This is a genomic window from Comamonas antarctica (genome assembly GCF_013363755.1).
Taxonomy (GTDB): Bacteria; Pseudomonadota; Gammaproteobacteria; order Burkholderiales; family Burkholderiaceae_C; genus Comamonas; species Comamonas antarctica.
Map to the genome: position 1 here is coordinate 3,325,009 of NZ_CP054840.1, position 25,673 is coordinate 3,350,681.

A 25,673-nucleotide genomic window follows, 5' to 3' on the forward strand; every position below is an offset into this window, starting at 1 on the left:
TCAAGAAATCGGATCCGCCGATCGGCGCTTAGCTGGTGCCCGCTTGCAAGCTCAGGACCGCATCGGCGGCAGGCGATGAATGCAGGCCTTGAGCGCCGCGAAGCACTCCGCATCGATGGCGCTGCCCACGGTTTTTTCCATGATTTCCAGCGTTTCGTCGACCGGCACCGCCCCGCGGTAAGGGCGCGCCGCGGTGATCGCATCGAAGATGTCGGCGCAGGTGATGATGCGGGTCTCGAGCGTGATGTCCTGCGCACTCAGCCCGCGCGGATAGCCCTTGCCATCCAGGCGCTCATGGTGCGCGCCCGCGATGCGCGCCAGCTCGCCAAACGCATCGATGCGCCCGAGAATGGTCTCGGTATGCATCGCATGCGCCTGCACCGCGGCCCATTCGTCGCCGTCGAGCTTGCCCGGCTTGTCCAGGATGCTGTTGCTCACGCCGAGCTTGCCGATGTCATGCAGCAGCGCGCCGCGCTTGAGCCAGCGCCGGCGTTCCGCACCGATGCCCATGGTTTCGGCCATCAGGTCGACATACAGCGCGACGCGCGCGCTGTGCCCGCTGGTGTAGGGACTCTTGGAATCGACGACCTGTCCGAACGCCGCGGCGATATCGTCCAGATAGTCCTCATCGAGCGGCACCAGCCTCGAGCCAGGCTCCAGCGCCAGCACGGCCGGACCGATGTCGCCGCCGGCCAGCTGCTGCCAGAAACCGGCATCGGCCACGGCCAGCAGCGCATCGATCAGTTCCGGGTCGAGCCACTGGCCGCGGCGGCGCTGCAATTCCTCGGCCACTGCCTGCGCCCCGCCGCTGGTGTGGAATACGTCGGTCACCTGCGCCAGCAGCGCAATGCGCGAGTACAGCGGAATCGCCTCGCCGGCGAGGCCGTCGGGCCGGCCCTTGCCGTTGTAGTGCTCATCGAGGTGGTAGATGCCCGCGGCCACCGACTCGGGAAAGCGCAGCAGCCGCGCGATCTCGGCGCCGCGCTGGCAGCGGGTCTGGATCAGTTCGTCGGCCAGGTCCCTGCCATTGCGCAGGATGTTGAGCACCGCGCGGAAACGCTCGGCCAGCGGCGCGCGCAGGCCGGTGTGCGAGAGCACGAAATTGAGCACCTGCGGCAGGCTGTCGCCGACGGTCTTGAAGTCGTGCTTGAAGGCAAGGTCGTTGGTCATGTACAGCTCGCAGATGCGCGCGGCATTGCTGCTGCAGCCCAGGTCCTTGAGCAGCAATGTGTAGTACAGGCCCCATAGTTCGTCCTCGGACATGCCGATGCGCCGCCCCACCTGCATGCCGATCCAGCAGCAGCGCGAGCAATGGCCTTCGGGTTGGCCTTCGGTGATGTCGAGCGCATGGCTCAACGCAGAAATCAGCTCTGACAGGCGCAGTCCGTGCATGGGTAACCGTATATTGCAATGCCGATGTACCGTTTACATCGTGTCACATGTGAGTCTGCACACTATTGAGTAAGCGTGCACTCACCACGGTCAATCCCCCGGCACGAAACTGCCCGGCAACGGGACACTACGCCCATTCCGGCCTCGCGCCGATTTTATTTCAGTGATTTCTCCAGGCCTTGCGCGTGTTCGCGGTGGGCCTTGAGCACCGGCAGCGTCTTGGTGGCAAAGGCCTTGACCTCGGCATCGTCCGCGCCCTTGCTGGCTTTCTCGAACAGCGCGATATCGGTCTTGTGGTCGGCGAGGCCGACTTGCTTGACGAACTCGCGGTCGAAGTTCTTCGCGCCGGAGATCTTGTCCAGGCGCGCCTGCTTGTCGGCTGGCACGGCCGCAGGCAGGGTCACGCCCTTGCGCGCGGCCAGCCCCTTGAGTTCCTCATTGGCCGCGCCATGGTCCTTGACCAGCATCGCACCATAGGATTTCACCGGCTCGGAGCTGCCCTTTTGCTCCGCTAGGCGCCCGGCTTCCACCTCATACAGGCCGCCAACGGCCGCCTTGCTGAGAAATTCGTGGTCCTTCTTGCTGGCTTCGGCATGCGCGGTGGCAACGACTGCAACGCTGAAAGCGGCGGCGACCCAATGGCTGAGTTTCATGGCGAATCTCCTTGCAAAGAAACCACCGTAAGACCTTGGATGCCAGGTCAATGTGGGCCAATGGATGGACTGCGGATGAGAACGCACCTACAGCGGTGCCGGCCGCACCGCACCGGCCGCACCTCGCCGGCCGCACCTCGCCGGCCGCACCGCGCCAGTTGCACTATGCCTACTTCCTGCGCTGCAATTGCTGCACCGCGGCCTTGGTCTGCGCCACATGCTCCATCGGGTCGGCGCCGACATGCGCGAACTTGATGCGGCCGTCCTGGCCGATCACATAGGAAATGCGGTCGGCGCGCTGCGGATTGGCGGCGGCCGAGGCATCGTAGGCGCGGATGGTCTTGGCCTGCGGGTCAGACGCCACGGCGAACTGGTCGCGGCAGGCCTCGGTGGAAAAGCGCTGCAGCGTGGCGATGTCGTCGTGCGACATGCCCACGACCTGCGCGCCCAGCGCGTTGAACGCGGGCGAGGCCTCGGCAAATGCATGGGCCTCGAGCGTGCAGCCCTGGGTGAACGCCTTGGGAAAGAAATACAGCACCACCGGCCCCTTGGCCAGTGCCGCCTTCATGCCGAATTCAAAGGGCTTGCCCGCGACCGCGGCCTGGGTGGTGAATGCCGGTGCCGCGTCGCCTACCTTGAGCACCGCCTGGGCCGCCGGGGAAAACAGGGCCGCCAGCACCAGGGCGGCGGGGAATGCGGCGCGAATGCCAGAGCCGGGAATGCGCATGGGAGGTTCCTTGCTGTGATGTCTGGATCGCATTGTCCAGGCTTTTGCCTTGCCGGCCTATGCCGACCTATGCCGGCACCTGCGCGCAATGCACGCAATGCCCGCAAAATGGCGCTTCAGATCAAACCGGAGGAGCAGGAAATGGCATCGAGCAAGGTAGCGGTCATCACGGGCGCGGGATCGGGCATTGGCAAGGCAGTGGCGCTGGCGCTGATCGCGGATGGTTTCCAGGTGGTGCTGGCGGGGCGCCGCGGCGCGCTGCTGGAGCAGGTCAAGGAGGAGGCCCAGGCGCTGCATGGCGCGGGCGAGCGCGTGCTGTGCGTGCCCACCGATGTGAGCGATGCCGATGCCGTGGCCGCGCTGTTCGCGCGCGCCGTCGAGACGTTCGGCCGCGTCGACCTGCTGTTCAACAACGCCGGCCGCGGCAACCCCCCGGGTTCGTTCATCGACTGGACACCGCAGCAGTGGCGCGAGGTGGTCGATGTGAACCTGAACGGCATGTTCTACTGCCTGCAGCAGGCCTTCAAGATCATGCGCGACCAGCGCCCGCAGGGCGGGCGCATCATCAACAACGGCTCGATCTCGGCGCATGCGCCGCGCCCTAACTCGATTGCCTACACCGCGACCAAGCACGCGGTGATGGGGCTGACAAAGACCGCGTCGCTCGACGGCCGCCCCTACAACATTGCGGTCGGCCAGATCGACATCGGCAATGCGCTGACCGAACTGGCCGAGCGCATGACCCAGGGCGTGCCCCAGGCCAACGGCGAGATTGCCGTGGAGCCGACCATGGATGTGAACGTGGTCGGCCAGTCGGTGCTCTACATGGCCAAGCTGCCGCTCGAGGCCAACGTGCTGTTCCACACCGTCATGGCGACCAAGATGCCGTTCGTCGGCCGGGGCTGAAGCCACGGCATCGATGGCGCTGCAGCGCAGGCCCGGGCACGGCGTGTCCGGTGGACCTATCCCCTGTGACGTTATCGAGAATCAGTTGTAATAAGAGATTGCGCAATCGGAGCCATGCAATGACCACCAAGACCTCGCTCGACAAGTCGAAAATCAAGTTTCTGCTGCTGGAAGGCATCCACCCCAGCGCGCTGCAGCTGCTGCACAAGGCCGGCTATACCAACGTGGAGACGGTCACCGGCGCGCTGCCCAACGACGAGCTGCTGCGCAAGATCGCCGACGTGCATTTCGTCGGCATCCGCTCGCGCACGCAACTGACCGAAGAAGTTTTCCAGGCCGCGCAGAAGCTGGTGGCCGTGGGGTGCTTTTGCATCGGCACCAATCAGGTCGACCTCAATGCCGCGCGCCAGCGCGGCGTGGTGGTGTTCAACGCGCCCTATTCCAATACCCGCTCGGTGGCCGAGCTGGTGCTGGGCGAAGCCATCCTGCTGCTGCGCGGCATTCCGGCCAAGAACGCCGCTGCGCACCGCGGCGGCTGGCTCAAGACCGCGGACAACTCCTATGAGATCCGCGGCAAGACGCTGGGCATCGTCGGCCACGGCTCGATCGGCAGCCAGCTGTCGGTGCTGGCCGAAGGCCTGGGCATGCAGGTCGTGTTCCACGACATCGTCACCAAGCTGCCGCTGGGCAATGCGCGCCAGGCGGCTTCGCTGCACGAACTGCTGTCGGTGAGCGACATCGTGACGCTGCACGTGCCCGAGCTGCCTTCGACGCAGTGGATGATCGGCGCCGCCGAGCTCGCCGCGATGAAGCCCGGCGCGATCCTGATCAACGCCTCGCGCGGCACCGTGGTCGAGATCGACGCGCTCGCCGATGCGCTCAAGTCGGGCCGCCTGCTCGGCGCCGCGCTGGACGTGTTCCCGGTCGAGCCGCGCACCAACAAGGACGAGTTCATCTCGCCGCTGCGCGGCCTGGACAACGTCATCCTGACCCCGCACATCGGCGGCTCGACGATGGAGGCACAGGCCAATATCGGCCTCGAAGTCGCCGAGAAGCTCGTGAAGTACAGCGACAACGGCACCACCACCTCGGCCGTGAACTTCCCCGAAGTCGCGCTGCCGGCCCACCCCGGGCAAAAGCGCATCCTGCACGTGCACCACAACGCGCCCGGCGTGCTGTCGGCCATCAACCAGATCTTCGCCCAGCATGGCATCAACATCGCGGGCCAGTACCTGCGCACCGATGAAGGCCTGGGCTATGTGGTGATGGACATCGATGCCGGCACCGTGGACCTGCCGATGGCGCAGCTGCTGGACATCCCGGGCACGATCCGCTGCCGCGTGCTGTTCTGAGCGGCCCGCAACGGCGGCATCGCGCCGCCGGCACATGAAAAAAGCCAACCCCTGAAGGTTGGCTTTTTCAATCTGGTGGGCCTCCCGTGAGTCGAACACGGCACCAACGGATTATGAGTCCGCTGCTCTAACCAAGCATGAGCTAGAGGCCCGAAAACGCGCTGCCTGGCACGCCTGGGGCGCGCTGGCAAAACCTGGCTATTGTAAGCCTATCGCCGATGGCTCAAGGCGTTGGTCACGAGCTTCGACGTGATGTCGACGATCTGGATCATCCGGTCGTAATGCATGCGCGTCGGCCCGATCACGCCCAGCGTGCCGACGATCTTGCCGTCGACTTCATAGGGTGCGCTCACCACCGACAGCTCCTCGAAGGGCACGACATGGCTTTCGCCACCGATGTAGATGCGCACGCCTTCGGCCTGGCTCGAGATGTCGAGCAGGCGCAGGATCTGCGTCTTCTGCTCGAACAGGTCGAAGGCGCGCCGCAAATGGTCCATGTCGCTGGAGAAATCGCTCACCGCCAGCAGGTTGCGCTCGCCCGCGATCACGACATCGGCCTCGTCGCTCTGGTTCTCGCTGCCGACGTTGACCGCCGCCTGCATCAGCGCCGCGACTTCGCCGCGCAGCCGCTCGACCTCGCCCTTGAGGCGTTCGCGCACCTGCTCCATGGCCAGGCCGGCGTAGTTGGCGTTGAGGAAGTTGGCCGCCTCGACCAGTTGCGAGGCGTTGTAGTCGACCTCGGTGAAGATCACGCGGTTCTGCACGTCGCCATCGGGCGACACGATGATGACCAGGAAGCGCTTCTCGGACAGCCGCACGAACTCGATCTGGCGGAACACCGAACTGCGCTTGGGCACCATGACCACGCCGACGAACTGCGACAGGTTCGACAGCAGATGCGCGGCGTTGGCGATGACCTTCTGCGGCTGCTCGGCCGGCAACGCGGGCGCCTGCAGGCCGTCGCGCTGCACCGTCAACATGGTGTCGACGAACAGGCGGTAGCCCTTGGCGGTGGGAATGCGGCCCGCGGAAGTGTGCGGGCTGACGATCAACCCCAGCTCTTCGAGGTCGGACATCACGTTGCGTATGGTTGCAGGCGACAATTCAAGGCCCGAGGCACGCGAAAGCGTGCGTGAACCTATGGGCTGGCCGTCGGCGATATAGCGTTCGACCAGCGCTTTGAGTAACAACTTGGCACGGTCATCGAGCATGTAGTGATTTTAATGATGTAATTTCAAAATGACGTCTAAGTTCCGCCGAGTCGCGCTGATAGGGAAATACCAGTCGCCCTCCTCCACCAGCGCCAGCCCCGACAGTGTCCGCCAAGCCCTCCAGGATATCGCCAGCTTCGTCACCCGCCAGGGCTGCGAAGTCATCGTCGATGCCGATTCGGCCGCAAATGCCGGTATTGAGGGCTATCGCGCCATGGATGTCGATGGTCTGGGTGCGCATTGCGACCTGGGCTTGGTGGTCGGCGGCGACGGCACCATGCTGGGCATCAGCCGCCACCTCGCGCGCTACGGCACGCCGCTGATCGGCATCAACCAGGGACGCCTGGGCTTCGTCACGGATATTCCGCTCGAAGATTACCAGACCACCCTCACGCCCATGCTGCAAGGGGAATACGAGGAGGACCTGCGGCCGATGATCCGCGCGCGCGTGATGCGCGGCGAGCAGCTGGTGTTCGAGGCCCTGGCCATGAACGATGTAGTGGTCAACCGCGGCGGCACCTCGGGCATGGTCGAGCTGCGCGTCGAGGTCGGAGGCCATTTCGTCGCCAACCAGCGCGCCGACGGCCTGATCATCGCCACGCCCACGGGCTCGACGGCCTATGCGCTGTCGGTGGGCGGGCCCATGGTGCACCCGTCGATTCCCGGCTGGGTCATGGCGCCGATCGCACCGCATACCTTCTCCAACCGCCCCATCGTGCTATCCGATGCCACCGAGGTCGCGATCGAAGTCGTCGGCGGGCGCGATGTCAGCGCCAATTTCGACATGCAGTCGCTGGCTTCGCTGCTGCACGGCGACCGCATCCTGGTGACCAAGGCCGAGCATTCGGTGCGCTTCCTGCATCCCAAGGGCTGGAATTACTTCGCCACGCTGCGCAAAAAGCTCTTCTGGAACGAGGGAGGCAACTGAACATGGGGCTCAAACGCATTGCGCTGCGCGATTTCGTCATCGTCCAGGCGCTCGACCTGGACCTGCACGGCGGCTTCACGGCGCTGACCGGCGAGACCGGCGCGGGCAAATCGATCCTGATCGACGCGGTGCAGCTGGCACTGGGCGCGCGCGCCGATGCGGGCGTGGTGCGCGAGGGCGCGCCGCAGGCCGACATCTGCGCCGAGTTCGAATGCCCGGCGCGGCTCAAACCCTGGCTGGAGCAAGGCGGTTTCGCGCTCGAAGACACGCTGCTGCTGCGGCGCGTGATCGACGCCCAGGGGCGCAGCCGGGCCTGGATCAATGGCGCGCCGGCCACGGCCACCCAGCTGCGCAGCGTGGGCGAGCAGCTGCTCGACATCCACGGCCAGCATGCCTGGCAAAGCCTCACCCGCCCCGATGCGGCGCGCGAGCTGCTCGATGCCTATGCGGGCTTGCAGACCCAGCCGCTGCGTCAGCTCTGGGGCGTCTGGCGCAATGCGCGCCAGGCGCTGGAGCACGCGCTGGCCGCGCAAGACAGCCTGCAGCGCGAACGCGAGCGGCTGCAGTGGCAGATCAGCGAGGTCGAGAAGCTCGACCCGGGCGAGGACGAATGGGAAGAACTCAATGCCCAGCACACGCGGCTGTCGCATGCCCAGGCGCTGCTCGACACGGCGCAAAGCGCGCTGTTTGCCATCGAGGACGATGAAGCCGGCGGCCTCACGGCGCTGACGCGCGCGCATGGCGAGCTCGAGGAGCAGGAGCATCTCGATCCCGAATTCAAGGCGATCGCCGAAGTGCTGGCCTCGGGCCTGGCGCAGATCGGCGATGCGCGCCATTCGCTGCAGACCTACCTGCGCCGCACCGAACTCGACCCCGAACGCCTGGCCGAACTCGACGCCCGGCTGTCGCTGTGGATGCAGTTCGCGCGCCGCTACAAGCGCCAGCCGGCCGAGCTGCCGCAACTGTTCGCGGGCTGGCAGCAGGAGTTGCGCCAGCTCGATGCCTCGGTCGATGTCGACGGCCTGCGCGCCCAGGCCGAAGCCGCCCAGGCGCAGTACGAACAAGCCGCGCGTGCGCTGTCGCAGCAGCGCGCCAAGGCCGCGCCCAAGCTGTCGCGCGCCATCACTCAAGCCATGCAGGGCCTGGGCATGCAGGGCGGGCGCTTCGAAGTGGCGCAGACGGCGGCGGATGAACCCGGCCCGCATGGCATCGACGCCATGGCGTTTCTCGTCGCCGGCCACCCCGGCGCGACGCCGAAGCCGATCGGCAAGGTGGCCTCGGGCGGCGAGCTGTCGCGCATCTCGCTGGCCATCGCCGTCACGACCAGCGAACTCGGCGAAGCCTCGACGCTGATCTTCGACGAGGTGGATTCGGGCGTCGGCGGCGCCGTGGCCGAGACCGTGGGCCGGCTGATGCACAAGCTGGGCCAGGACCGCCAGGTGCTGGCCGTGACGCACCTGCCCCAGGTCGCGGCCTGCGCCGACCACCACCTGGTGGTGGCCAAGCGCCGCGACAAGCAGGCCACCACCAGCACCGTCACGGCGCTGGCCCAGGACACGCGCGTCGCGGAGGTGGCGCGCATGCTCGGTGGCGAGCGCCTGTCCGAAACCACCATGGCACACGCGCGCGAAATGCTCCAGCAGGCGGTGCCGGCACGCAAGGGTTGACGCATGGCACTCGAGATCGTTTTGGTCACCGGCATGTCCGGCTCCGGCAAATCCGTCGCGCTGCACGCGCTCGAAGACGCGGGCTACTACTGCGTCGACAACCTGCCGCCCGAACTGCTGTCATCGTTTGTCGCGCTCGAGCACACGCACCATGGCAACCGCGTGGCAATTGCCATCGATGCGCGCAGCGCCACCGGCCTGCCCAGCCTGCCGGCGCAACTGGCCTTGCTGCGCAGCGAGGGCGTGGTGGTGCAGTCGCTGTTTCTCGATGCCAACACCGCCACGCTGGCGCGGCGCTTTTCCGAAACCCGCCGCCGCCATCCGCTGTCCAGCGACGAGCTGCAGCAGGGCCGGCAGGCGCTGATGCAGACCATCGAGTGGGAGCGCGAACTGCTGGCCGGCCTGCGCGAGCAATCGGAAGTCATAGACACCAGCAGCCTGCGGCCGTCGCAGCTGCAGAGCTATGTGAAGAGCCTGCTGACCCTGCCGCTGGGGCAGATGACGCTGGTGTTCCAGTCGTTCGGCTTCAAGCACGGCATTCCCGCGGACTGCGACTACCTGTTCGATGTGCGCATGCTGCCCAACCCCTACTACGACCGGGAACTGCGGCCGTTTTCGGGCAAGGATGCACCGGTGCAGGCCTTTTTGCGCCAGCAGCCCGAGGTGCTGGAGATGCAGCGCCAGATCGCGCAGTTCTTCGAACACTGGCTGCCGCTGCTGGAGCAGAACCACCGCAGCTATGTCACGGTGGCCGTAGGCTGCACCGGCGGCCAGCACCGCTCGGTCTACCTGGTGGAGCAGCTGGCCACCCACTTCGCCAAGGACTGGCCGACCTTGACGCGGCACCGCGAGCTGGATGCGCGGACGGCGGCTGCGGAGATCTGAATTCCAGGGGGCAGACCCCTACCCTTCGCGCTCCAGCAGCTTCCTCACCGGCGCCGGCAATCCCATTTCCGTCCACTGCGCCCGCGTATACCAGTCGTCCGCCGACGGCTCGGCCGCCTCGACGCGCGCAATCACCGGGTGCAGGTGCAGGTCGCGGTGCGTGAGCACATGCAGGAAGGCATCGTGGTGCTCCAGCGGCACGCCGGGCCAGCGGGCCTGCACCACGGCTTCGAGCGCGGCCGCATCCTCGAACACCGGCGGACTGTAGAGCCCGGCCCAGATGCCGGTCGACGGGCGCTTGCCCAGGCGGATGCGCCCCGCGCTGTCTTGCGCGATCAGCAGCCACCAGGCCTGGGAACTGCGCTTGAGCTTGCGCGTGCGCACCGGATAGTGCTCGGGGTTGCCGGCGCGCGCCGCGCGGCATTGGCTGTGCAGCGGGCACAGCAGGCAGGACGGATTGCGCGGCAGGCACAGGCTCGCGCCCAGGTCCATCATGCCCTGGGTGTAACGCGGCATCGCGTCGTGCAGATCGAGTTCGCGCGGATCGGGGCACAGCGCCGTCGCCTGGTCCCAGAGATCACGCTCGTTGCGCGCCACGGCCAGGTCGGCATCGAAGGCCAGTACGCGCGTGAGCACGCGCCGCACATTGGCGTCGAGAATCGGCACGCGCTCGGAAAAGCAGAACGCCGCAATCGCGCCCGCGGTCGAGCGGCCAATGCCCGGCAGCGTCGCGAGCTGCTCGGCGGTTTCGGGAAAGCGCCCGCCGTGCAGTTGCATCACCGCCTGCGCGCACTTGTGCAGGTTGCGCGCGCGGCTGTAGTAGCCCAGTCCGCTCCAGAGCGCGAGCACCGCGTCCTCGGGCGCGGCCGCGAGGCTGGCCACATCGGGAAACTGTGCCAGGAAACGCGGGTAGTAGCCCAGCACCGTGGCCACCTGGGTCTGCTGCAGCATGATTTCGGACAGCCAGACGCGGTACGGGTCGCGCGTCTGTTGCCAGGGCAGATGGTTGCGGCCATGCGTGGCCTGCCACTGCACGACGGCGGCGGCGATGGAGGAAGTCGTCAAGATCAGAGTACCGGAGTGGGGTCGTGGGCTGCGGGCGCGGGCTGCGGCGCGGGCGGCGCCAGCAGCTGCGCGCAAAGTTGCGCCAGCTGTTGTTGCAAGGCCGTGAGGTGCCGCTCGGCGGCGTCCAGTTCGGCAATGCGCTCGACCAGGCTGCTGGCCGCCTGCTGGATACGGTCCACGGCCTCGATGCGGCGCGTGAAGCTGCGTTTGCGTTCCGCCCATTGTGCATCGAGTTGCGCCAGGGCCGCATGGCTCCACAGGGTGACCTCCTGGCCCGCACTGGCAAACACGGCCGTCAGGCGCTCGGCCAGCGCGCGCGTCAGGCGCTGCGAATGCCCGGCCTGCGCGAGCCGCAGCGCGTGGCCCAGGCCCAGGTAATGCAGGTAGCCGCGCTCGATCTGCGCGACGTCGCGCGCCAGGCTCTGCACGTTCCAGGCCGCCGAGGCTTGCAGCGAGAAGCCGAATTCGGCATTCAGCGCACGGAACGACGCCGCCACCATCTGCTGCAGTTCGCCCGCCTCGGTCAGCCATCGTTCGACCGTGCCGTGCAGCTGTTCGAAGGCCGTCGCATAGGCCTGGCGCGCGCCCAGCTTCAGCCCGCGGCGCGCCAGCGCGGCACGCAGCGGCGCCAGCCCGTCTTCGATCGCGTCCCCAGACGCGGCCTGGAGCAAGGTCTGCTGCATGCGTGCCTGCACCGCGCGCAGCGCCTGGATGCGCGCCGCGCTGGCGTCGAACTCGGCCTGCTCCTGCTGGATGCGCGCGCGCATCGACGCCATGACGCCCGCGTTCTTGCCGCGCAGGCTGCGCAGCTCGGCCAGCTGGTCGTCGAGATCGCGCCGCTGGATGGTGAGGCGGCGCTGCACTTCGGCCTGCAGCTGCGCGACGCCGGACTCCACCGCCAGGCGCAGCACGCCCTGGCGCTGGCCCATGATGCCGTCGGACAGCGCCTGCTCGAACGGCATCAGCCCGCTGGCGCGCAGCAGCGCGGCGTCTGCGCCGATCTTGGCCACCAGGCCTTTTTGCGCCGACACCGGCAGCACGCGTTCGGGCGGCAGGCCCAGGGTTTCGGCGGCCGCACGGCGCTGGCGCTGGATCTGCGCATGCACCTGCTGGCCGGTGCTGAGCCGGTCCCACAGCGTGTCGATCTTGTTGAGCACCACGAGCCGCGACAGCGCCGCGCCGTCGCCCGCATGCAGATGCGCGCGCCAGACGGCCAGGTCCGACTGCGTCACGCCGGTGTCGGCCGCCACCAGAAAAACCACGGCATGCGCCTGGGCCAGCAGACCGACCGTGAGTTCGGGCTCGGCGCCGATGGCATTCAGGCCGGGCGTGTCGAGAATCACCAGCCCATCCTGCAGCAGCGGATGGGGCAGGTTGATCAGTGCATGGCGCCATGCGGGCACTTCGACCAGGCCTTGCGCATCGGCCACGGGCTGTGCATCGTCCTGCGCCGGGTCCTGCCAGAACCCCCAGGCGCGCGCCTGGGCCAGCGGCACGCGGCGCACCTCGGCAATCCTGGCCAGCGCGGCCGCGAGTTGCGCCCCATCATCGACATCGAGCGGCAATTGCTGCCAGGCTTCGGGCCGCAGCCGCCATTCGGCCAGGCTGCTGGCGTGCGCGCGGGTTTCCACCGGCAGCAGGCGCAGGCTGGGCGCGCGCTCCGGCTCCCAGGCGAGTTCCGCGGGGCACATGGTGGTGCGCCCCGCGCCCGCGGGCATCAGCCGCCGGCCATACCCGGCAAAGAACACCGCATTGATCAGCTCGGACTTGCCGCGCGAGAACTCGGCCACGAACGCCACCATGACCTTGTCGCCCTGCACCTGCGCCTGCAGGCGCTGCAGACGCTCGGCGACGGCCGCATCCAGCAGTTCATGGCCGTCGAGCCATTCGCGCAGTTGCTGCAGCCGGCGCGCGAAATTCCGGCGCCAGCGGCCGTGCTGGTCGAACTGTGCATTGAAAGGTGTGGCCAACGTCGCTCTCCCGCGGATCTGCTGCGGGCACAGCGCCCGGCGTCACAAAATATAAGCCATGTGGCAGTGAGAGCAGCAAGCGCGGGGTGGCCCGGCCACATACGCCGCTCAGGGGCTGCTCATTGTCTCTGGCAGTGGCTGCAGTAGAAGGTGCTGCGCTGGCCTTGGCGCAGCATGCGCAGCGGCGCCGCGCAGCGCGTGCAGGGCAGTCCTTCGCGGTCATAGACCTGGGTCTGCAGCTGGAAGTGACCTGGCATGCCATCGGCATTGGAGAAATCCTTGAGCGTGGTGCCGCCCTTCTCCACGGCCGCGGCCAGCACCACGCGGATGGCCTCGTACAGCCGCTGCGCGCGCCGCGGGCCGATGGTGTTGGCCGGCGCCAGCGGCGAGATGCGCGCCATGAACAGCACTTCCGACGCATAGATGTTGCCCACCCCCACCACCAGCTTGCCGCCCAGCAGCAGCAGCTTGATCGGCGTGCGGCTGGCCTGCAGGCCGGCATGGAACGCCTGCAGCGCAAACGTGTCTTCCAGCGGCTCCATGCCCAGACCGCCCAGCAGCTTGCGCGCCACCGGGTCGTCCTCGCCCGCGGCGTACACCACGGCGCCAAAGCGGCGCGGATCATGCAGCCGCAGCGTGCCCTGCGTGGTCACCAGATCGAAATGGTCATGCGTGCCGGGCGCAGGCAGGCTGTCCGTGGGCGCGAAGCGCAGGCTGCCCGACATGCCCAGATGCAGCAGCAGCAGGCCATCGCTCAGATCGACCAGCAGGTACTTGCCGCGGCGGCGCACGCTGCGCACCGCGCGCCCGGCCAGCGCCTCGGGCGCCAGGCCCAGCGGCCAGCGCAGCGGCTTGCCCAGGCGCACGTCCAGGATGCGTGCCCCCGCGATGGACGGTGCAAACGAGCGGCGCGTGACTTCGACTTCGGGTAACTCGGGCATGGCACTCCTGCGCAAATGGGCCGGCAGCGGTGCCGGCAAGCCTCGCAGATGAGGTTTTTTTGCGGCAATGCAAGCGCTGCCCGCTTACCTTGCAGGACGGCTTGGTTCGATTATTATGATTCGATGGTTCATCCTCTACGCCCTCGGGCCCTGGCGCTGGCCGCCGCACTGGCGGCGCTGGCTGCCGTTCCCGCAACCGCCTGGAGCCAGGCCGAGCCCCTGCCTCCCGCGGGCGGCACGCTGACGCCGCCGGCGAGCAATGAAGTCGACGATGCCGCGGCGTTCAACGCCGGGCTGTTCTACGAAGTGCTGGTCGGCGAGATGGCGGTGGGCGTCGGCGACCCGGGCAGTGGACAGGCGCTGATCCTCAACGCCGCACGCCAGAGCAACAGCCCCCAGCTGTACCGCCGCGCCACCGAGATGGCCTTGCAGGCACGCGCCGGCAACCAGGCGCTGCTGGCGGCGCAGGCCTGGCGCGAGGCGTTTCCCGAATCGCGCAACGCCAACCGCTTCGTGCTGCAGATCCTGGTCGCGCTCAACCGCATCGGCGACACCGTGCCCTATCTGCGCCAGGAAGTCGAAACCACGCCCGCGCCCAGCAAGCCGGTGGTATTCCTGAGCATCACGCAACTCTACAGCCGCGCCAGCGACAAGGCACTGGCGGCGCAGGTCGTCGAGCAGGCACTGCAAAGCCAGCTGTCCGACGCCGCCGCCGGCCCTTCGGCCTATGCCGCGATCGGCCACATGCAGCTGGCCGCGAGCAATCCCACGGCCGCGCTGGAAGCCGTCCAGAAGGCCGAAGTCCTGTCCCCGGGCAACGGCGCCTCCGCGCTGCTCGCGCTCGAGCTGCTGGAAAACGGCCACCGCGGCGCCGAACCGCTGGTCGCACGCTATGTCGAGAAGCAGCGCGGCGCCGACATGCGCATGGCCTACGCGCGCGTGCTGCTGGGCCAGGACCGGCTCGAGCCGGCCGAGGCACAGCTGACCGCGATCACGCGTGAAACCCCTGATTACGCCGACGCCTGGTTCACCCTGGCGCGGCTGAATGCGCAGCAGCAGCGCTGGCCCGCGGCCGAAGCCGCGCTGCAGCGCTTCGATGCACTGATTCCGCAACTGCCCAATGCCGGCACGCAGCGCAGCGCCCGCACCGAGTCAGCCCTGCTGCATGCGCTGATCGCGCAGAAGGAAAACCGCTACGCACCGGCGCTGCAATGGCTCGACAGCATTGAAGACGGCGCGCAGATGCTCAACGTCCAGGTGCGCCGGGCCTCGATCCTGGCCCAGCAGGGCCAGCTCGACCAGGCGCGCGCCGTCATCCAGGCCGTGCCCGCCGCGACGCCGCAGCAGCAGCGCCAGCGCCTGCAGGCCGAAGTGCAGCTGGTGCGCGAGGCCGACCAGCCGGCGCTGGCCTATGCGCTGCAGTCCACGCTGCTCCAGCAGTTTCCGCAGGACAGCGAGATTGCCTACGACACCGCCATCCTGGCCGAGAAGATCGGCCGCTACCAGGAGATGGAAGACCTGCTGCGCGCGCTCATCGCGCGCGACCCGAGCTTCCACCACGCCTACAACGCGCTGGGCTTCTCGTTTGCCGAGCGCGGCATCCGCCTGGACGAAGCCCGCACGCTGATCACCAAGGCGCTCGAAGCCGCGCCCAACGACCCGTTCATCATCGACAGCCTGGCCTGGACGGAATTCCGCAGCGGCAACCTGCCGCTGGCGCAATCCCTGCTGGAAAAGGCCTTTGCGCTGCGCCCCGATGCGGAGATCGCCGCGCACCTGGGTGAAGTGCTGTGGAGCAGCGGCCAGCAGCGCCAGGCGCGCGATGTCTGGAAGAAGGCGCTGGCGCTCAATCCCGACAACGACACGCTGCGCGAAACCCTGCAACGCCTGGGCGTCAAGCCATGAGGGCGCAGTCTCCGACCCGGCGCGCGCTGCTGCTCGCGGCCGCGCCGCTGGCGCTGGTGCTCGGCGGCTGCGCCCAGCCGCGCCTGCGCCCCCAGAACGCCGCGGCGCACTGGAGCGGCCGGCTGGCGCTGCAAGTGCATGATGCCCAGGCCGAAGACCAGTCCTTCAGTGCCGCGTTTGAATTGCAGGGCTCTGAATCCGAAGGCCAGCTGATCCTGCTGACGCCGTTTGGCGCGGCGCTGGCCGAGTTGCTGTGGAGCCCCGCGGGTGCGCAGCTGCGCCAGGGCGGCGAGCTGCGCGAATCCCCATCGCTCGAGGCGCTGGTGCAGGACACCATCGGCACGCCCTTGCCCCTGGGCGCGCTGTTTGCGTGGCTCGCGGGCGAGCAGGCCGCGGCGCCGGGCTGGCGCGCCGACCTGTCGCAACTGGCCGAAGGCCGGCTGCGCGCCGAGCGCACCGATCCGCTGCCGCGCGCCACGCTGCGCCTGGTGCTCGACCGCTGAAGCCGGGCCGCGCCCGGTCCCCCTTTCCGTTTCCCATTCCATGCGTTCGCTTCACGACGTGCCGGCTCCGGCCAAGCTCAACCTGTTCCTGCACATCACCGGCCGCCGCGCCGATGGCTACCACCTGATCGAATCGGTGTTCATGCTGATCGACTGGCAGGACCGCCTGCATTTCGACCTGCGCGCCGATGGCCGCATCACGCGCGAAGACCTGAGCGGCATGCGCCTGCCCGATGACGACCTGATCACGCGCGCCGCGCGCGCGCTGCAGGCCGCGACCGGCTGCCGCGCCGGCGCGCATATCGGCGTGGAAAAAAGCATTCCCGCGCAGGCCGGCATGGGCGGCGGTTCCTCCGACGCGGCCAGCACGCTGCTGGCACTCAACCGGCTCTGGAAGCTGGACCTGCCGCGCCCCGCGCTCGAAGCGATTGGCGTGCAACTGGGCGCCGACGTGCCGTTCTTCCTGCGCGGGCGCAATGCCTGGGTCGAAGGCATTGGCGACATCATCACGCCGCTGGAAGGCTCGCAGCAGTTGCCGCCGCAGCGCTTCCTGGTGCTCAAGCCCGGCGCGGGATTGGAGACGAAATCGATTTTTTCGTCAGCCGCGCTGAAACGCGATTCGGAGCGTGCTACAATCTTGGACTTCGCTGCAATGCACTATGACTACGGTCAAAACAACTTGCAGCCGGTCGCACAAACCCTGTGCCCCGATGTGAAAAAAGCCCTTGATTGGCTTGAAGCACACGGATTGCATGGTAGGATGACGGGCTCAGGAAGTGCAGTGTTTGCACCGATGACGCAAACGATTGAGATGACGGGCGCACCCAGCGACTGGATGATCAAGGTTTGCCACAATCTCGACGTTCATCCGCTTCAGGGTTGGGCCAGGGATTAAAGGTTACCGGTTGGTTGCATCAGCAATTGGCCCGTGTAGGGGAGTCGCCAAGTTGGTTAAGGCACTGGATTTTGATTCCAGCATGCGAAGGTTCGAATCCTTCTTCCCCTGCCAAATGTCTTTTGCGTACAAGCAAACCCATAAACACTGGGACGCTCATGCAGACCAATCATTCAGATTTCATGATTTTTACCGGCAATGCCAACCGTGGCCTTGCCGATGAGATTGCCGGCCATCTCGGCACCAAGCTCGGCGCCGCCGAAGTGGGTCGCTTCTCCGATGGTGAAGTCACCGTCGAAATCAAGCAGAACGTCCGCACGCGCGACGTTTTCGTCGTTCAGTCGACCTGCGCGCCGACCAACGACAACCTCATGGAACTGCTGGTGATGGTCGATGCGCTCAAGCGCGCATCCGCTGAACGCATCTGCGCCGTGATCCCCTACTTCGGCTATGCCCGCCAAGACCGCCGCCCGCGCTCGTCGCGCGTGCCGATCACGGCCAAGGTCGTGGCCAACATGCTCCAGGCCGTGGGCGTCGAGCGCGTCCTGACCATGGACCTGCACGCCGACCAGATCCAGGGCTTCTTCGATATTCCGGTCGACAACATCTACGCTTCGCCCGTGCTGCTCGGCGACCTGCGCCAGAAGAACTACGAAGACCTGATCGTCGTGTCGCCCGACGTCGGCGGCGTGGTCCGTGCCCGCGCGCTGGCCAAGCAGCTCGGCTGCGACCTGGCCATCATCGACAAGCGCCGCCCCAAGGCCAACGTCTCCGAAGTGATGCACGTGATCGGCGACATCGAAGGCCGCAACTGCGTGATCATGGACGACATGATCGACACCGCCGGTACGCTGGTCAAGGCCGCCGAAGTGCTCAAGCAGCGCGGCGCCAAGAAGGTCTACGCCTATTGCACGCACCCGATCTTCTCGGGCCCGGCCATCGAGCGCATTGCCGGCGGCGAGGCACTTGATGAAGTCGTCGTCACCAACACCATTCCCCTGAGCGCGAACGCCCAGGGTTGCAGCAAGATTCGCCAACTCTCCGTGGCCCCGCTGATCGCCGAAACGATCAAGCGCATCTCCACGGGTGATTCGGTGCTCAGCTTGTTCTCGGAATAAGACTCCGCTTGCGGAATCTCCAGCCTCGCGGCTGGCGCAAACCTCCCTCGGGAGGTTTTGTGTGTTTCGGGACATACCAAGGACGGTCCGGCATTTTCCGGCCTGTCTTTTTTTCAAACGGGTCGCACTGGTCGCGGTCGGCCCACACAGGAGTTAACTATGAACATCGTCGCTACAGAGCGCGCAAAGCAAGGTACGGGTGCGAGCCGCCGTCTGCGTAATTCGGGCAAGACCCCCGGCATCGTGTTTGGCGGTTCCGCCGAGCCTTTGGCCATCGAACTGGACCACAACAACCTGTGGCACGCCCTGAAGAAGGAAGCGTTCCACTCCAGCGTGCTGGAAATGGACATCGCCGGTCAAGTCAGCAAGGTCGTGCTGCGTGACGTGCAATTCCACCCCTACAAGCAACTCGTGCTGCACGTTGACTTCCAGCGCGTGGACGAAAACACCAAGCTGCACCTGAACGTGCCCCTGCACTTCGAAGGCGCCGAGAAGTCGCCCGCAGTTGCCCAAGACAAGTGCATCGTGACCCCCCTGGTCACCGCTCTGCCCGTGGTCTGCGTGCCTTCGGACCTGCCCGAATTCATCACCGTCGACCTGAGCAACCTGCAAAAGGGTGGTTCGTTCACGCTGAAGAACGTCAAGCTGCCCAAGGGCGTGGAAGCCCACATCCGCGGCACGCAAAACAACCCGGCCCTGGTTTCCATCGTGCCCCCGGCTGATGAGATCGCCACGCCCGCCGAAGGCGCTGCACCCGCTGCTCCCGCCAAGAAGGGCAAGAAGTAATCACTTCTTGAGCGCCGCCAACGGCCCCCCGGGGCCGGTGGCGGCCCCAAAGCCAACGGCCCACCGCTTCGCGCGCGTGGGCCGTTTGCTTTGGGAAGCCGCTGGCTGCGGTCCACGGAGATAATTCACAGATGATCAAATTGTTTGTCGGCCTGGGCAACCCCGGCCCCGAGTACGAAGACACGCGCCACAACGCCGGTTTCTGGTGGATCGACGGGCTGGCGCGCGAACTCAAGGTGACGCTGCAGCCCGAGCGCAGCTACTTCGGCCTGGCGGCGCGCGCCAGCGTCGACGGCCAGAATGTGTGGCTGCTCAAGCCGCAGACCTATATGAACCTGTCGGGCAAATCGGTGGGCGCGCTGGCGCGCTTCTTCAAGATCCTGCCCGAGGAAGTGCTCGTGGTGCATGACGAACTCGACATGCTGCCGGGCCAGGCCAAGCTCAAGCGCGGCGGCGGCCACGCGGGCCACAACGGCTTGCGCGACATCCATGCGCAACTCGGCACGCCCGACTACTGGCGCCTGCGCATCGGCATCGGCCACCCGGGCGACCGCGCCGAAGTCGCCAACTGGGTATTGAAGAAACCCGCCCCCGACCAGCGCACGCTGATCGAGGACAGCATCGCGCACTCGCTCAAGGCCTGGCGCCTGCTGCAGGCCGGTGACATGGACAAGGCCACGCTGCAGATCCATACCACCAAGCCGCCACGGCCGAAACCGGCGAAGCCGATGGCTGAGGGCGGAAATGTAAAAATCGGCTAAGACGAGTGTGGTGACTAAAAAAAGGCCTTGAAACAACTGGACTGCAGGCCGTCCACCCTTCGACGGGGCCGCCCAGGCAAGCTCAGGGCGATCGGGTGTCCGTTCGTGGTGAGCTTGCCTGCGCGGCCCGGTCGAACCATGAACGACCTGCCCTACAAACGACTCAAACGCCCTGCGCCTTCGCCGCTTCCAGCCGCGTGAATTTCTCGAACAGCGTCTCGCGCGACTCCACATGCTCCGGATTCACCGGAATGCAGGCCACCGGGCAGATCTGCACGCACTGCGGCTCGTCGAAATGGCCGACGCATTCGGTGCACTTGGACGGTGCGATCTCGTAGATCAGCTCGCCCATGTAGATCGCGTCATTCGGGCACTCAGGTTCGCAGACGTCGCAGTTGATGCATTCGTCGGTGATCATCAAAGCCATGGCAGCCTCCCGCAGGCGCAGCGCGGCGCCTGGGCATCCGACGAAAAGAACGGCACAGGTTTCATATGAGCGCGATTATCCCGCCGTCGCCATAATCCCGCCGCCGCTGCGGACATGGCCACCGGGCTCGCGGATGCGCATTTCCCGCTATGCTCTGCACCTCCGGGCCGCAGCGCCTGGCCCCACCGCCCCATGAGTGTCTTTCTCCTCAAACGCTTCCTCACCCTGATTGCCACCCTGGCCGCCACATCGGCCGTGGTGTTCGTGGTGCTGGACGTGCTGCCGGGCAATGCCGCGCAGGTGCTGATGGGCCCGGACGCGGCGCCCGAAGCCGTGCAGGCGCTGGCGCAGCAGCTGGGCCTGGACCAGCCGGCCTGGCAGCGCTACCTGCAATGGGTGCAGGGCCTGCTGGTGCTCGATCTGGGCAACAGCTATGCCTATGGCAGCCCGGTCGTCGACCTGGTGCTAGAACGCCTCGCGCTCACCGTGCCGCTGGCGGTGCTGGCCATGCTGATCACCACCGTGCTGGCCCTGTCGGCCGGCGTCTATGCGGCCTCGCGCCACAACCGCTGGGGCGACATGGGCGTGATGGGCCTGGCCCAGCTGGGCATCGCCATTCCCAACTTCTGGTTTGCGATCCTGCTGATCCTGCTGTTCTCGGTGAAGCTGCAATGGTTCTCGGCCGGCGGATTTCCGGGCTGGACCGAAGACGCGGGCGGCGGCTTCTGGCAGGCGTTCAAGGCCTTGCTGCTGCCGGCAATCTCGCTGGCCGTGGTGCAGGCCGCGATCCTGGCGCGCATCACGCGCTCGGCGGTGCTGGACGTCATGCGCGAGGACTTCGTGCGCACCGCGCGCGCCAAGGGGCTGTCGCGGCGCGGCGTGCTGTGGGGCCATGTGCTGCGCAATGCCATGGTGCCCGTGGTCACCGTAATGGGCCTGCAGTTCGCCAACCTGCTGGCCGGCACCATCGTGGTCGAGAATGTCTTCTACCTGCCGGGCCTGGGCCGGCTGATCTTCCAGTCGATTGCCAACCGCGACCTGATCGTGGTGCGCAACTGTGTGATGCTGCTCGCGGCCATGGTGGTCATCGTCAACTTCATTGTCGATCTGCTGTATGCGGCCATCGATCCACGCCTCAAAGCCAGCGACCTATGAGCACGCCCCTCGCCCTTGTCCCTCCCAGCGCCTGGCAGCGCGCGCTGCGCCAGCGCAGCCTGGTGCTGGGCGCGGCGCTGACGCTGCTGCTGCTGCTGGCTGCGGGCCTGTCGCTGGTCTGGACCCCGTGGTCGCCGTATGAGATCGACCTGGAGCTCAAGCTGCTGCCGCCCAGCGCCGCGCATTGGCTCGGCACGGACGCCTTTGGCCGCGATGTCGCCTCGCTGCTGCTGGTGGGCGCGCGCAGTTCGATTCTCGTTGGCCTGATCGCCGTGGGCATAGGCCTGCTGCTGGGCACGGCGCTGGGCCTGCTGGCGGCAGCGCGGCGCGGCTGGGTCGAGGAACTGATCATGCGCCTGGCCGACTTCACGTTTGCGTTTCCCGCCATCCTGTCGGCCATCATGCTCACGGCCGTCTTTGGCGCGGGCATCGTCAACGCCATCATCGCCATCGGCATCTTCAACATTCCGACCTTTGCGCGCGTCACGCGCGCCTCGGCCAATGCGGTCTGGTCGCGCGATTACATTCTTGCAGCGCGCGCCTGCGGCAGAAGCCGCTGGGCCATCACCTGGGAGCATGTGCTGCCCAACATCCTGCCCATGCTGATCGTGCAGGCCACCATCCAGTTTGCGATTGCCATCCTGGCCGAAGCCGCGCTGTCCTACCTGGGCCTGGGCACGCAGCCACCCCAGCCCTCGTGGGGCCGCATGCTCAGCGAAGCCCAGACGCTGATGTTCGAGGCACCGCTGCTGGCCATCTGGCCGGGCCTGGCGATTGCCCTCGCGGTGCTGGGCCTGAACCTGCTGGGCGACGGCCTGCGCGACTGGCTCGATCCACGCCTCGCACGCGCGCGCTGACACCATGGCATTGCTTGAAGTCTCCCAACTGCAGCTCACGCTGGCCACGCCGCGCGGCCCGGTCGTGGCGGTGCGCGACCTGGAACTGACGCTCGAACGCGGCGCCACGCTGGGCATCATCGGCGAATCGGGCAGCGGCAAGTCGCTCACCGCCATGGCGCTGATGGGACTGCTGCCCGACAACGCGCAGCTGTCGGGCAGCATCCGCTTCGACGGCCAGGAACTCATCGGCCTGGGGGACAAGGCACTGGGCGCGCTGCGCGGCAACCGCATGGCCATGGTCTTCCAGGAGCCGATGACCGCGCTCAATCCGCTGCACAGCATCGTGCGCCAGGTGGCCGAGCCGCTGCGCCGCCATCGCGGTCTCGATGCGCGCTCCGCCCGGCGCCAGGCCATCGCCCTGCTCGACCGCGTGGGCATTGCCGATGCCGCGCGCCGCGCCGACGCCTACCCGCACGAGTTCTCGGGCGGACAGCGCCAGCGCGTCACCATCGCCATGGCGCTGGCCTGCGAACCCGACCTGCTGATCGCCGACGAGCCGACCACGGCGCTGGACGTGACCATCCAGCAGCAGATTCTCGACCTGATCAGCGACCTGGTCGACGAACGCCGCATGGCGCTGATCCTGATCTCGCACGACCTGGCCGTGGTGTCGCAGAACGTCGACCAGATGCTGGTGATGTATGGCGGCAGCGTGGTCGAGAGCGGCCCGACCGAGGCGATCTTCGGCCATCTGGGCCACCCCTATACGCGCGCGCTGCTCGCGGCCCGGCCGCAGATCGGCAGCGCCCAGCGGCGCTTGCCCACCATTCCGGGTAGCGTTCCGGCGCTGGCCGACCTGCCGCCGGGTTGCCCGTTCGCGGGCCGCTGCGCGCATACCGTCGACCTGTGCCTGCAGCAGCGCCCGGCCCTGGTGCGCGCCGATGCCGCGCCCGATCACTGGAGCCGCTGCCTGCGGCCCGAGGTGGTGCACGCGCCGTTTACCGCGGAGGCGCCATGATGCCGCCGGATTCCATGCCGCCGCTGCTCGAAGTCACCGACCTGGCGCGCAGCTACCGCCTGCCACGCCGGCAGCTGTTCAGCGCTGCGCCGACCGTCGAGGCCCTGCGCGGCGTGAGCCTGCGCGTGGATCATGGTCGTAGCCTGGGCGTCGTCGGCGAATCGGGTTCGGGCAAGTCGACGCTGGCGCGGCTGGTCATGGCGCTCGACAAGCCCGATGCGGGCCAGGTCAAGCTGCTGGGCCAGGATGTGCACCGCCTGGCGCCGCAGGAACTGCGCAGCGCGCGGCGCCATTTCCAGATGGTGTTCCAGGACCCCTATGGCTCGCTCGATCCGCGCCAGCGCGTGGCGCGCATCGTCGCCGAGCCGCTGCAGGCGCTGGGCGCGGGCAGCCGCGCCGAACAGCGCGAGCGCGCCGCGCAGGCGCTGGCCGAAGTCGGGCTGCGCAGCGCCGATCTGGACAAGTACCCGCACGAGTTCTCGGGCGGCCAGCGCCAGCGCATTGCCATTGCGCGCGCGTTGATCACGCGTCCGCGCCTGATCGTCGCCGACGAGCCGGTCAGCGCGCTCGACGTGTCGGTGCAGGCCCAGGTGCTGAACCTGCTGCGCGATCTGCAGCAGCAGCACGGCCTGGGCTATCTGCTGATCAGCCATGACCTGGCGGTGGTGCAGCAGCTGTGCGATGAGGTTGTCGTGCTCTACCAGGGGCGGATCGTCGAGCGCGGCGCGCCGGCCCAGCTGTTTGCCGCGCCCGAGCACCCCTACACCCGCGCGCTGGTCGCGGCCGTGCCGCAGATCGCGCCCGGACGCGCACGTGCGCGCCGGCGCGAGCGGGTTGATGCGCTGGCGCGGCAGCCCGCAGCCGAATAGTGTAAAAAGCGGGGTCAGCACGCCCGCCCCATCGGCCGGGCCCGCCCCCAGAACATTCCGCCGGAGATCTCCCATGTTGAACCGCCGCCACGTCCTGGCCGCCAGCACCCTGGCCAGCACGACCCTTCTTGCGCCCTGGAGCGCCATGGCCCAGGAAAAGAAGAACAGCGTGGTGATTGCGCTCACGCTCGAGCCGCCAGGGCTCGATCCCACGGCCAACGCCGCGTCTTCGATTGCCGAGATCGTCCAGTACAACCTGTTCGAGACGCTGACCAAGATCAATTCCGACGGCAGCGTCTCGCCGCTGCTGGCCGAGAGCTGGGAGGTCGGCGCCGACCTCAAGACCTTCACCTTCAAGCTGCGCAAGAACGTGCGCTTCCACAACGGCGAGCCCTTCAATGCCGAGACCGTGAAGTTCTCCTTCGAGCGTGCGGCGGCCGAGAAAAGCACCAACAAGGACAAGCGCAACTTCAGCGGGCTCGGCATCAAGATCGTCGATCCGCACACCGTGGTCATCACCAATGAAGACATCGACCCCGACTTCCTGTTCGTGCTGGGCCAGGCCACCTCGATCATCGTCGAGCCCAAGAGCGCGGCCACCAACGCCACCCAGCCCGTGGGCACCGGCCCCTACCAGGTCGGCCGCTGGAGCAAGGGCGCGTCCGTCACGCTCAACGCCTGGAAGGACTACCGCGCAGCGCGCGACATCCACATCCAGCGCGCCACCTTCCGCTTCATTCCCGATCCCGCGGCCCAGGTCGCGGCGCTGATGGCCGGCGACATCGACTGCTTCCCGCGCGTGTCGCCGCGCAGCGTCGCGCAGTTCAAGTCGAACCCGCGCTTCGAGGTACAGGTCAGCGGCTCGCGCGCGAAGACCATCATGGCGATGAACAATGCGCGCAAGCCCCTCAATGACGTGCGCGTGCGCCGCGCGATCGCCGCCGCCATCGACCGCAAGGTGGTGATCGATGGCGCGGCCGAAGGCTATGGCGTGCCCATCGGCAGCTATTACGTGCCCACGGCCTTTGGCTACGTCGACACCACGGGCGTCAATCCCTTCGACCTCGAGAAGGCCAAGGCGCTGCTGGCGGAGGCCGGTGTGAAGCTGCCGCTGACGCTGACCATGACGCTGCCGCCGGCCCCCTATGCGCGCCAGGGCGGTGAAATCATCGCCGCGCAGCTCGCCAAGATCGGCATCCAGGTCAAGCTGCAGAACGTCGAATGGGCGCAGTGGCTCAGCGGCACCTATGGCAACAAGAACTATGACCTGACGATCATTTCGCATGTCGAGCCCTTCGACCTGGGCAACTTCGCCAAGACCGACTACTACTGGGGCTACCAGTCGCAGGCGTTCAACACCTTGTACGACCAGATCAAGCGCGCGCAACGCCCCGCCGACCGCGCGCGCCTGCTCGGCGACGCCCAGCGCCTGATTGCGCAGGATTCGGTGCACGCCTTCCTCTACCAGCCGCAGTGGGTCACGGTGGCCAAGAAGGGCCTGCGCGGACTGTGGAAGGACATGCCGGTGTTCGTCAACGACCTGTCCGCCCTTTCCTGGGCATAAACTAAAGCACCCCCTGAGCGACTACGTCGCTTCCCCCTCTCAACCTTCGGTGGAGGGGGGCGCCCGGCTAGGGACGGCAGCATCGGTGCGGGGCGGCCCTTCCTCGCTGCCCCCTTGCTGGGTCACGCCAGTTTCT

Annotated in this window: 24 protein-coding genes and 2 tRNA genes; 17 read left to right on the forward strand and 9 right to left on the reverse strand. The window is 67.2% G+C overall.

The window, feature by feature from the left end; translation table 11 throughout:
• Positions 1-51: 51 nt before the first annotated feature.
• From HUK68_RS15360 to HUK68_RS15370, 3 genes are all read right to left on the reverse strand, one after another.
• The gene (locus HUK68_RS15360; protein WP_175504969.1) at positions 52-1,392 is read right to left on the reverse strand and encodes an HD-GYP domain-containing protein; all 1,341 of its coding nucleotides are present in this window, start codon (positions 1,390-1,392) and stop codon (positions 52-54) included.
• Between the two features lie 155 nt (positions 1,393-1,547).
• Entirely contained in the window at positions 1,548-2,045 is a 498-nt protein-coding gene (locus tag HUK68_RS15365) for a DUF4142 domain-containing protein (protein WP_175504970.1), read from the reverse strand.
• 169 nt (positions 2,046-2,214) lie between these two features.
• Positions 2,215-2,772, reverse strand: a complete 558-nt coding sequence (locus HUK68_RS15370; RefSeq protein WP_175504971.1) for a peroxiredoxin — start codon at positions 2,770-2,772, stop codon at positions 2,215-2,217.
• Positions 2,773-2,913: 141 nt separating this feature from the next.
• Here HUK68_RS15370 and HUK68_RS15375 point away from each other — a divergent pair, with 141 nt between their 5' ends.
• Together HUK68_RS15375 and serA are read left to right on the forward strand one after the other, a co-directional pair.
• Complete coding sequence (locus HUK68_RS15375; protein ID WP_244146186.1) at positions 2,914-3,678, forward strand: SDR family oxidoreductase; 765 nt, start codon at positions 2,914-2,916, stop codon at positions 3,676-3,678.
• Between the two features lie 119 nt (positions 3,679-3,797).
• On the forward strand, positions 3,798-5,030 hold the full coding sequence (serA, locus tag HUK68_RS15380) for a phosphoglycerate dehydrogenase (RefSeq protein WP_175504973.1): 1,233 nt from the start codon (positions 3,798-3,800) through the stop codon (positions 5,028-5,030).
• Positions 5,031-5,103: 73 nt separating this feature from the next.
• Here the strand turns inward: serA and HUK68_RS15385 are convergent.
• Together HUK68_RS15385 and hrcA are read right to left on the reverse strand one after the other, a co-directional pair.
• Positions 5,104-5,182 (reverse strand) — tRNA-Ile (locus HUK68_RS15385).
• A 57-nt stretch (positions 5,183-5,239) separates the two neighbouring features.
• Positions 5,240-6,241, reverse strand: a complete 1,002-nt coding sequence (gene hrcA, locus HUK68_RS15390; RefSeq protein ID WP_175504974.1) for a heat-inducible transcriptional repressor HrcA — start codon at positions 6,239-6,241, stop codon at positions 5,240-5,242.
• Positions 6,242-6,269: 28 nt separating this feature from the next.
• Between hrcA and HUK68_RS15395 the strand changes: the two genes are divergently transcribed.
• Genes HUK68_RS15395 through rapZ form a run of 3 tightly spaced genes read left to right on the forward strand, consistent with a single transcriptional unit; the run spans position 6,270 to position 9,721 of the window.
• A complete protein-coding gene (locus HUK68_RS15395; protein ID WP_175504975.1) occupies positions 6,270-7,169 on the forward strand; it encodes an NAD kinase in 900 nt (299 codons plus the stop codon).
• Positions 7,170-7,171: 2 nt separating this feature from the next.
• Entirely contained in the window at positions 7,172-8,836 is a 1,665-nt protein-coding gene (gene recN, locus HUK68_RS15400) for a DNA repair protein RecN (RefSeq protein WP_175504976.1), read from the forward strand.
• Positions 8,837-8,839: 3 nt separating this feature from the next.
• A complete protein-coding gene (gene rapZ / locus HUK68_RS15405; protein WP_175504977.1) occupies positions 8,840-9,721 on the forward strand; it encodes an RNase adapter RapZ in 882 nt (293 codons plus the stop codon).
• A gap of 18 nt (positions 9,722-9,739) precedes the next feature.
• Here rapZ and mutY read toward each other — a convergent pair whose 3' ends face one another.
• The 3 genes from mutY to mutM form a co-directional block, all read right to left on the reverse strand.
• Positions 9,740-10,786, reverse strand: a complete 1,047-nt coding sequence (gene mutY, locus HUK68_RS15410; protein ID WP_175504978.1) for an A/G-specific adenine glycosylase — start codon at positions 10,784-10,786, stop codon at positions 9,740-9,742.
• Between the two features lie 2 nt (positions 10,787-10,788).
• Positions 10,789-12,756, reverse strand: a complete 1,968-nt coding sequence (locus HUK68_RS15415) for a dynamin family protein (RefSeq protein WP_175504979.1) — start codon at positions 12,754-12,756, stop codon at positions 10,789-10,791.
• Positions 12,757-12,875: 119 nt separating this feature from the next.
• On the reverse strand, positions 12,876-13,697 hold the full coding sequence (mutM, locus tag HUK68_RS15420) for a bifunctional DNA-formamidopyrimidine glycosylase/DNA-(apurinic or apyrimidinic site) lyase (protein WP_175504980.1): 822 nt from the start codon (positions 13,695-13,697) through the stop codon (positions 12,876-12,878).
• A gap of 123 nt (positions 13,698-13,820) precedes the next feature.
• Here mutM and HUK68_RS15425 point away from each other — a divergent pair, with 123 nt between their 5' ends.
• The 7 genes from HUK68_RS15425 to pth all read left to right on the forward strand — a co-directional run bounded on the left by HUK68_RS15425 (position 13,821) and on the right by pth (position 19,665).
• Complete coding sequence (locus tag HUK68_RS15425; RefSeq protein ID WP_175504981.1) at positions 13,821-15,602, forward strand: tetratricopeptide repeat protein; 1,782 nt, start codon at positions 13,821-13,823, stop codon at positions 15,600-15,602.
• Positions 15,599-16,105, forward strand: coding sequence for a lipoprotein insertase outer membrane protein LolB (locus HUK68_RS15430; protein ID WP_175504982.1), 507 nt, complete (start codon positions 15,599-15,601; stop codon positions 16,103-16,105). The genes HUK68_RS15425 and HUK68_RS15430 overlap by 4 nt, the downstream gene beginning before the upstream one ends.
• Positions 16,106-16,145: 40 nt before the next feature.
• Positions 16,146-17,000, forward strand: coding sequence for a 4-(cytidine 5'-diphospho)-2-C-methyl-D-erythritol kinase (gene ispE / locus HUK68_RS15435; RefSeq protein ID WP_175504983.1), 855 nt, complete (start codon positions 16,146-16,148; stop codon positions 16,998-17,000).
• A gap of 37 nt (positions 17,001-17,037) precedes the next feature.
• Positions 17,038-17,114 (forward strand) — tRNA-Gln (locus HUK68_RS15440).
• A 44-nt stretch (positions 17,115-17,158) separates the two neighbouring features.
• Positions 17,159-18,118: a ribose-phosphate pyrophosphokinase gene (locus HUK68_RS15445; RefSeq protein ID WP_175504984.1), complete on the forward strand. Its 960-nt coding sequence runs from the start codon at positions 17,159-17,161 to the stop codon at positions 18,116-18,118.
• 159 nt (positions 18,119-18,277) lie between these two features.
• Positions 18,278-18,904: a 50S ribosomal protein L25/general stress protein Ctc gene (locus HUK68_RS15450; RefSeq protein WP_175504985.1), complete on the forward strand. Its 627-nt coding sequence runs from the start codon at positions 18,278-18,280 to the stop codon at positions 18,902-18,904.
• Positions 18,905-19,035: 131 nt separating this feature from the next.
• On the forward strand, positions 19,036-19,665 hold the full coding sequence (gene pth, locus HUK68_RS15455; RefSeq protein ID WP_175504986.1) for an aminoacyl-tRNA hydrolase: 630 nt from the start codon (positions 19,036-19,038) through the stop codon (positions 19,663-19,665).
• 163 nt (positions 19,666-19,828) lie between these two features.
• On the opposite strand, the gene HUK68_RS15460 is transcribed toward pth, so the two are convergent.
• On the reverse strand, positions 19,829-20,092 hold the full coding sequence (locus HUK68_RS15460) for a YfhL family 4Fe-4S dicluster ferredoxin (RefSeq protein WP_175504987.1): 264 nt from the start codon (positions 20,090-20,092) through the stop codon (positions 19,829-19,831).
• Positions 20,093-20,284: 192 nt separating this feature from the next.
• Here HUK68_RS15460 and HUK68_RS15465 point away from each other — a divergent pair, with 192 nt between their 5' ends.
• The 5 genes from HUK68_RS15465 to HUK68_RS15485 all read left to right on the forward strand — a co-directional run bounded on the left by HUK68_RS15465 (position 20,285) and on the right by HUK68_RS15485 (position 25,537).
• The gene (locus tag HUK68_RS15465) at positions 20,285-21,247 is read left to right on the forward strand and encodes an ABC transporter permease (protein ID WP_175504988.1); all 963 of its coding nucleotides are present in this window, start codon (positions 20,285-20,287) and stop codon (positions 21,245-21,247) included.
• Entirely contained in the window at positions 21,244-22,104 is an 861-nt protein-coding gene (locus HUK68_RS15470; RefSeq protein WP_175504989.1) for an ABC transporter permease, read from the forward strand. The genes HUK68_RS15465 and HUK68_RS15470 overlap by 4 nt, the downstream gene beginning before the upstream one ends.
• A 4-nt stretch (positions 22,105-22,108) precedes the next feature.
• Positions 22,109-23,104, forward strand: coding sequence for an ABC transporter ATP-binding protein (locus HUK68_RS15475; protein ID WP_175504990.1), 996 nt, complete (start codon positions 22,109-22,111; stop codon positions 23,102-23,104).
• Positions 23,101-23,973 carry an ATP-binding cassette domain-containing protein gene (locus HUK68_RS15480; protein ID WP_175504991.1) on the forward strand — a complete coding sequence of 291 codons (873 nt, stop codon included), beginning with the start codon at positions 23,101-23,103 and terminating at the stop codon, positions 23,971-23,973. The genes HUK68_RS15475 and HUK68_RS15480 overlap by 4 nt, the downstream gene beginning before the upstream one ends.
• Positions 23,974-24,046: 73 nt before the next feature.
• Positions 24,047-25,537, forward strand: coding sequence for an ABC transporter substrate-binding protein (locus HUK68_RS15485; protein WP_175504992.1), 1,491 nt, complete (start codon positions 24,047-24,049; stop codon positions 25,535-25,537).
• Positions 25,538-25,673: the final 136 nt, after the last annotated feature.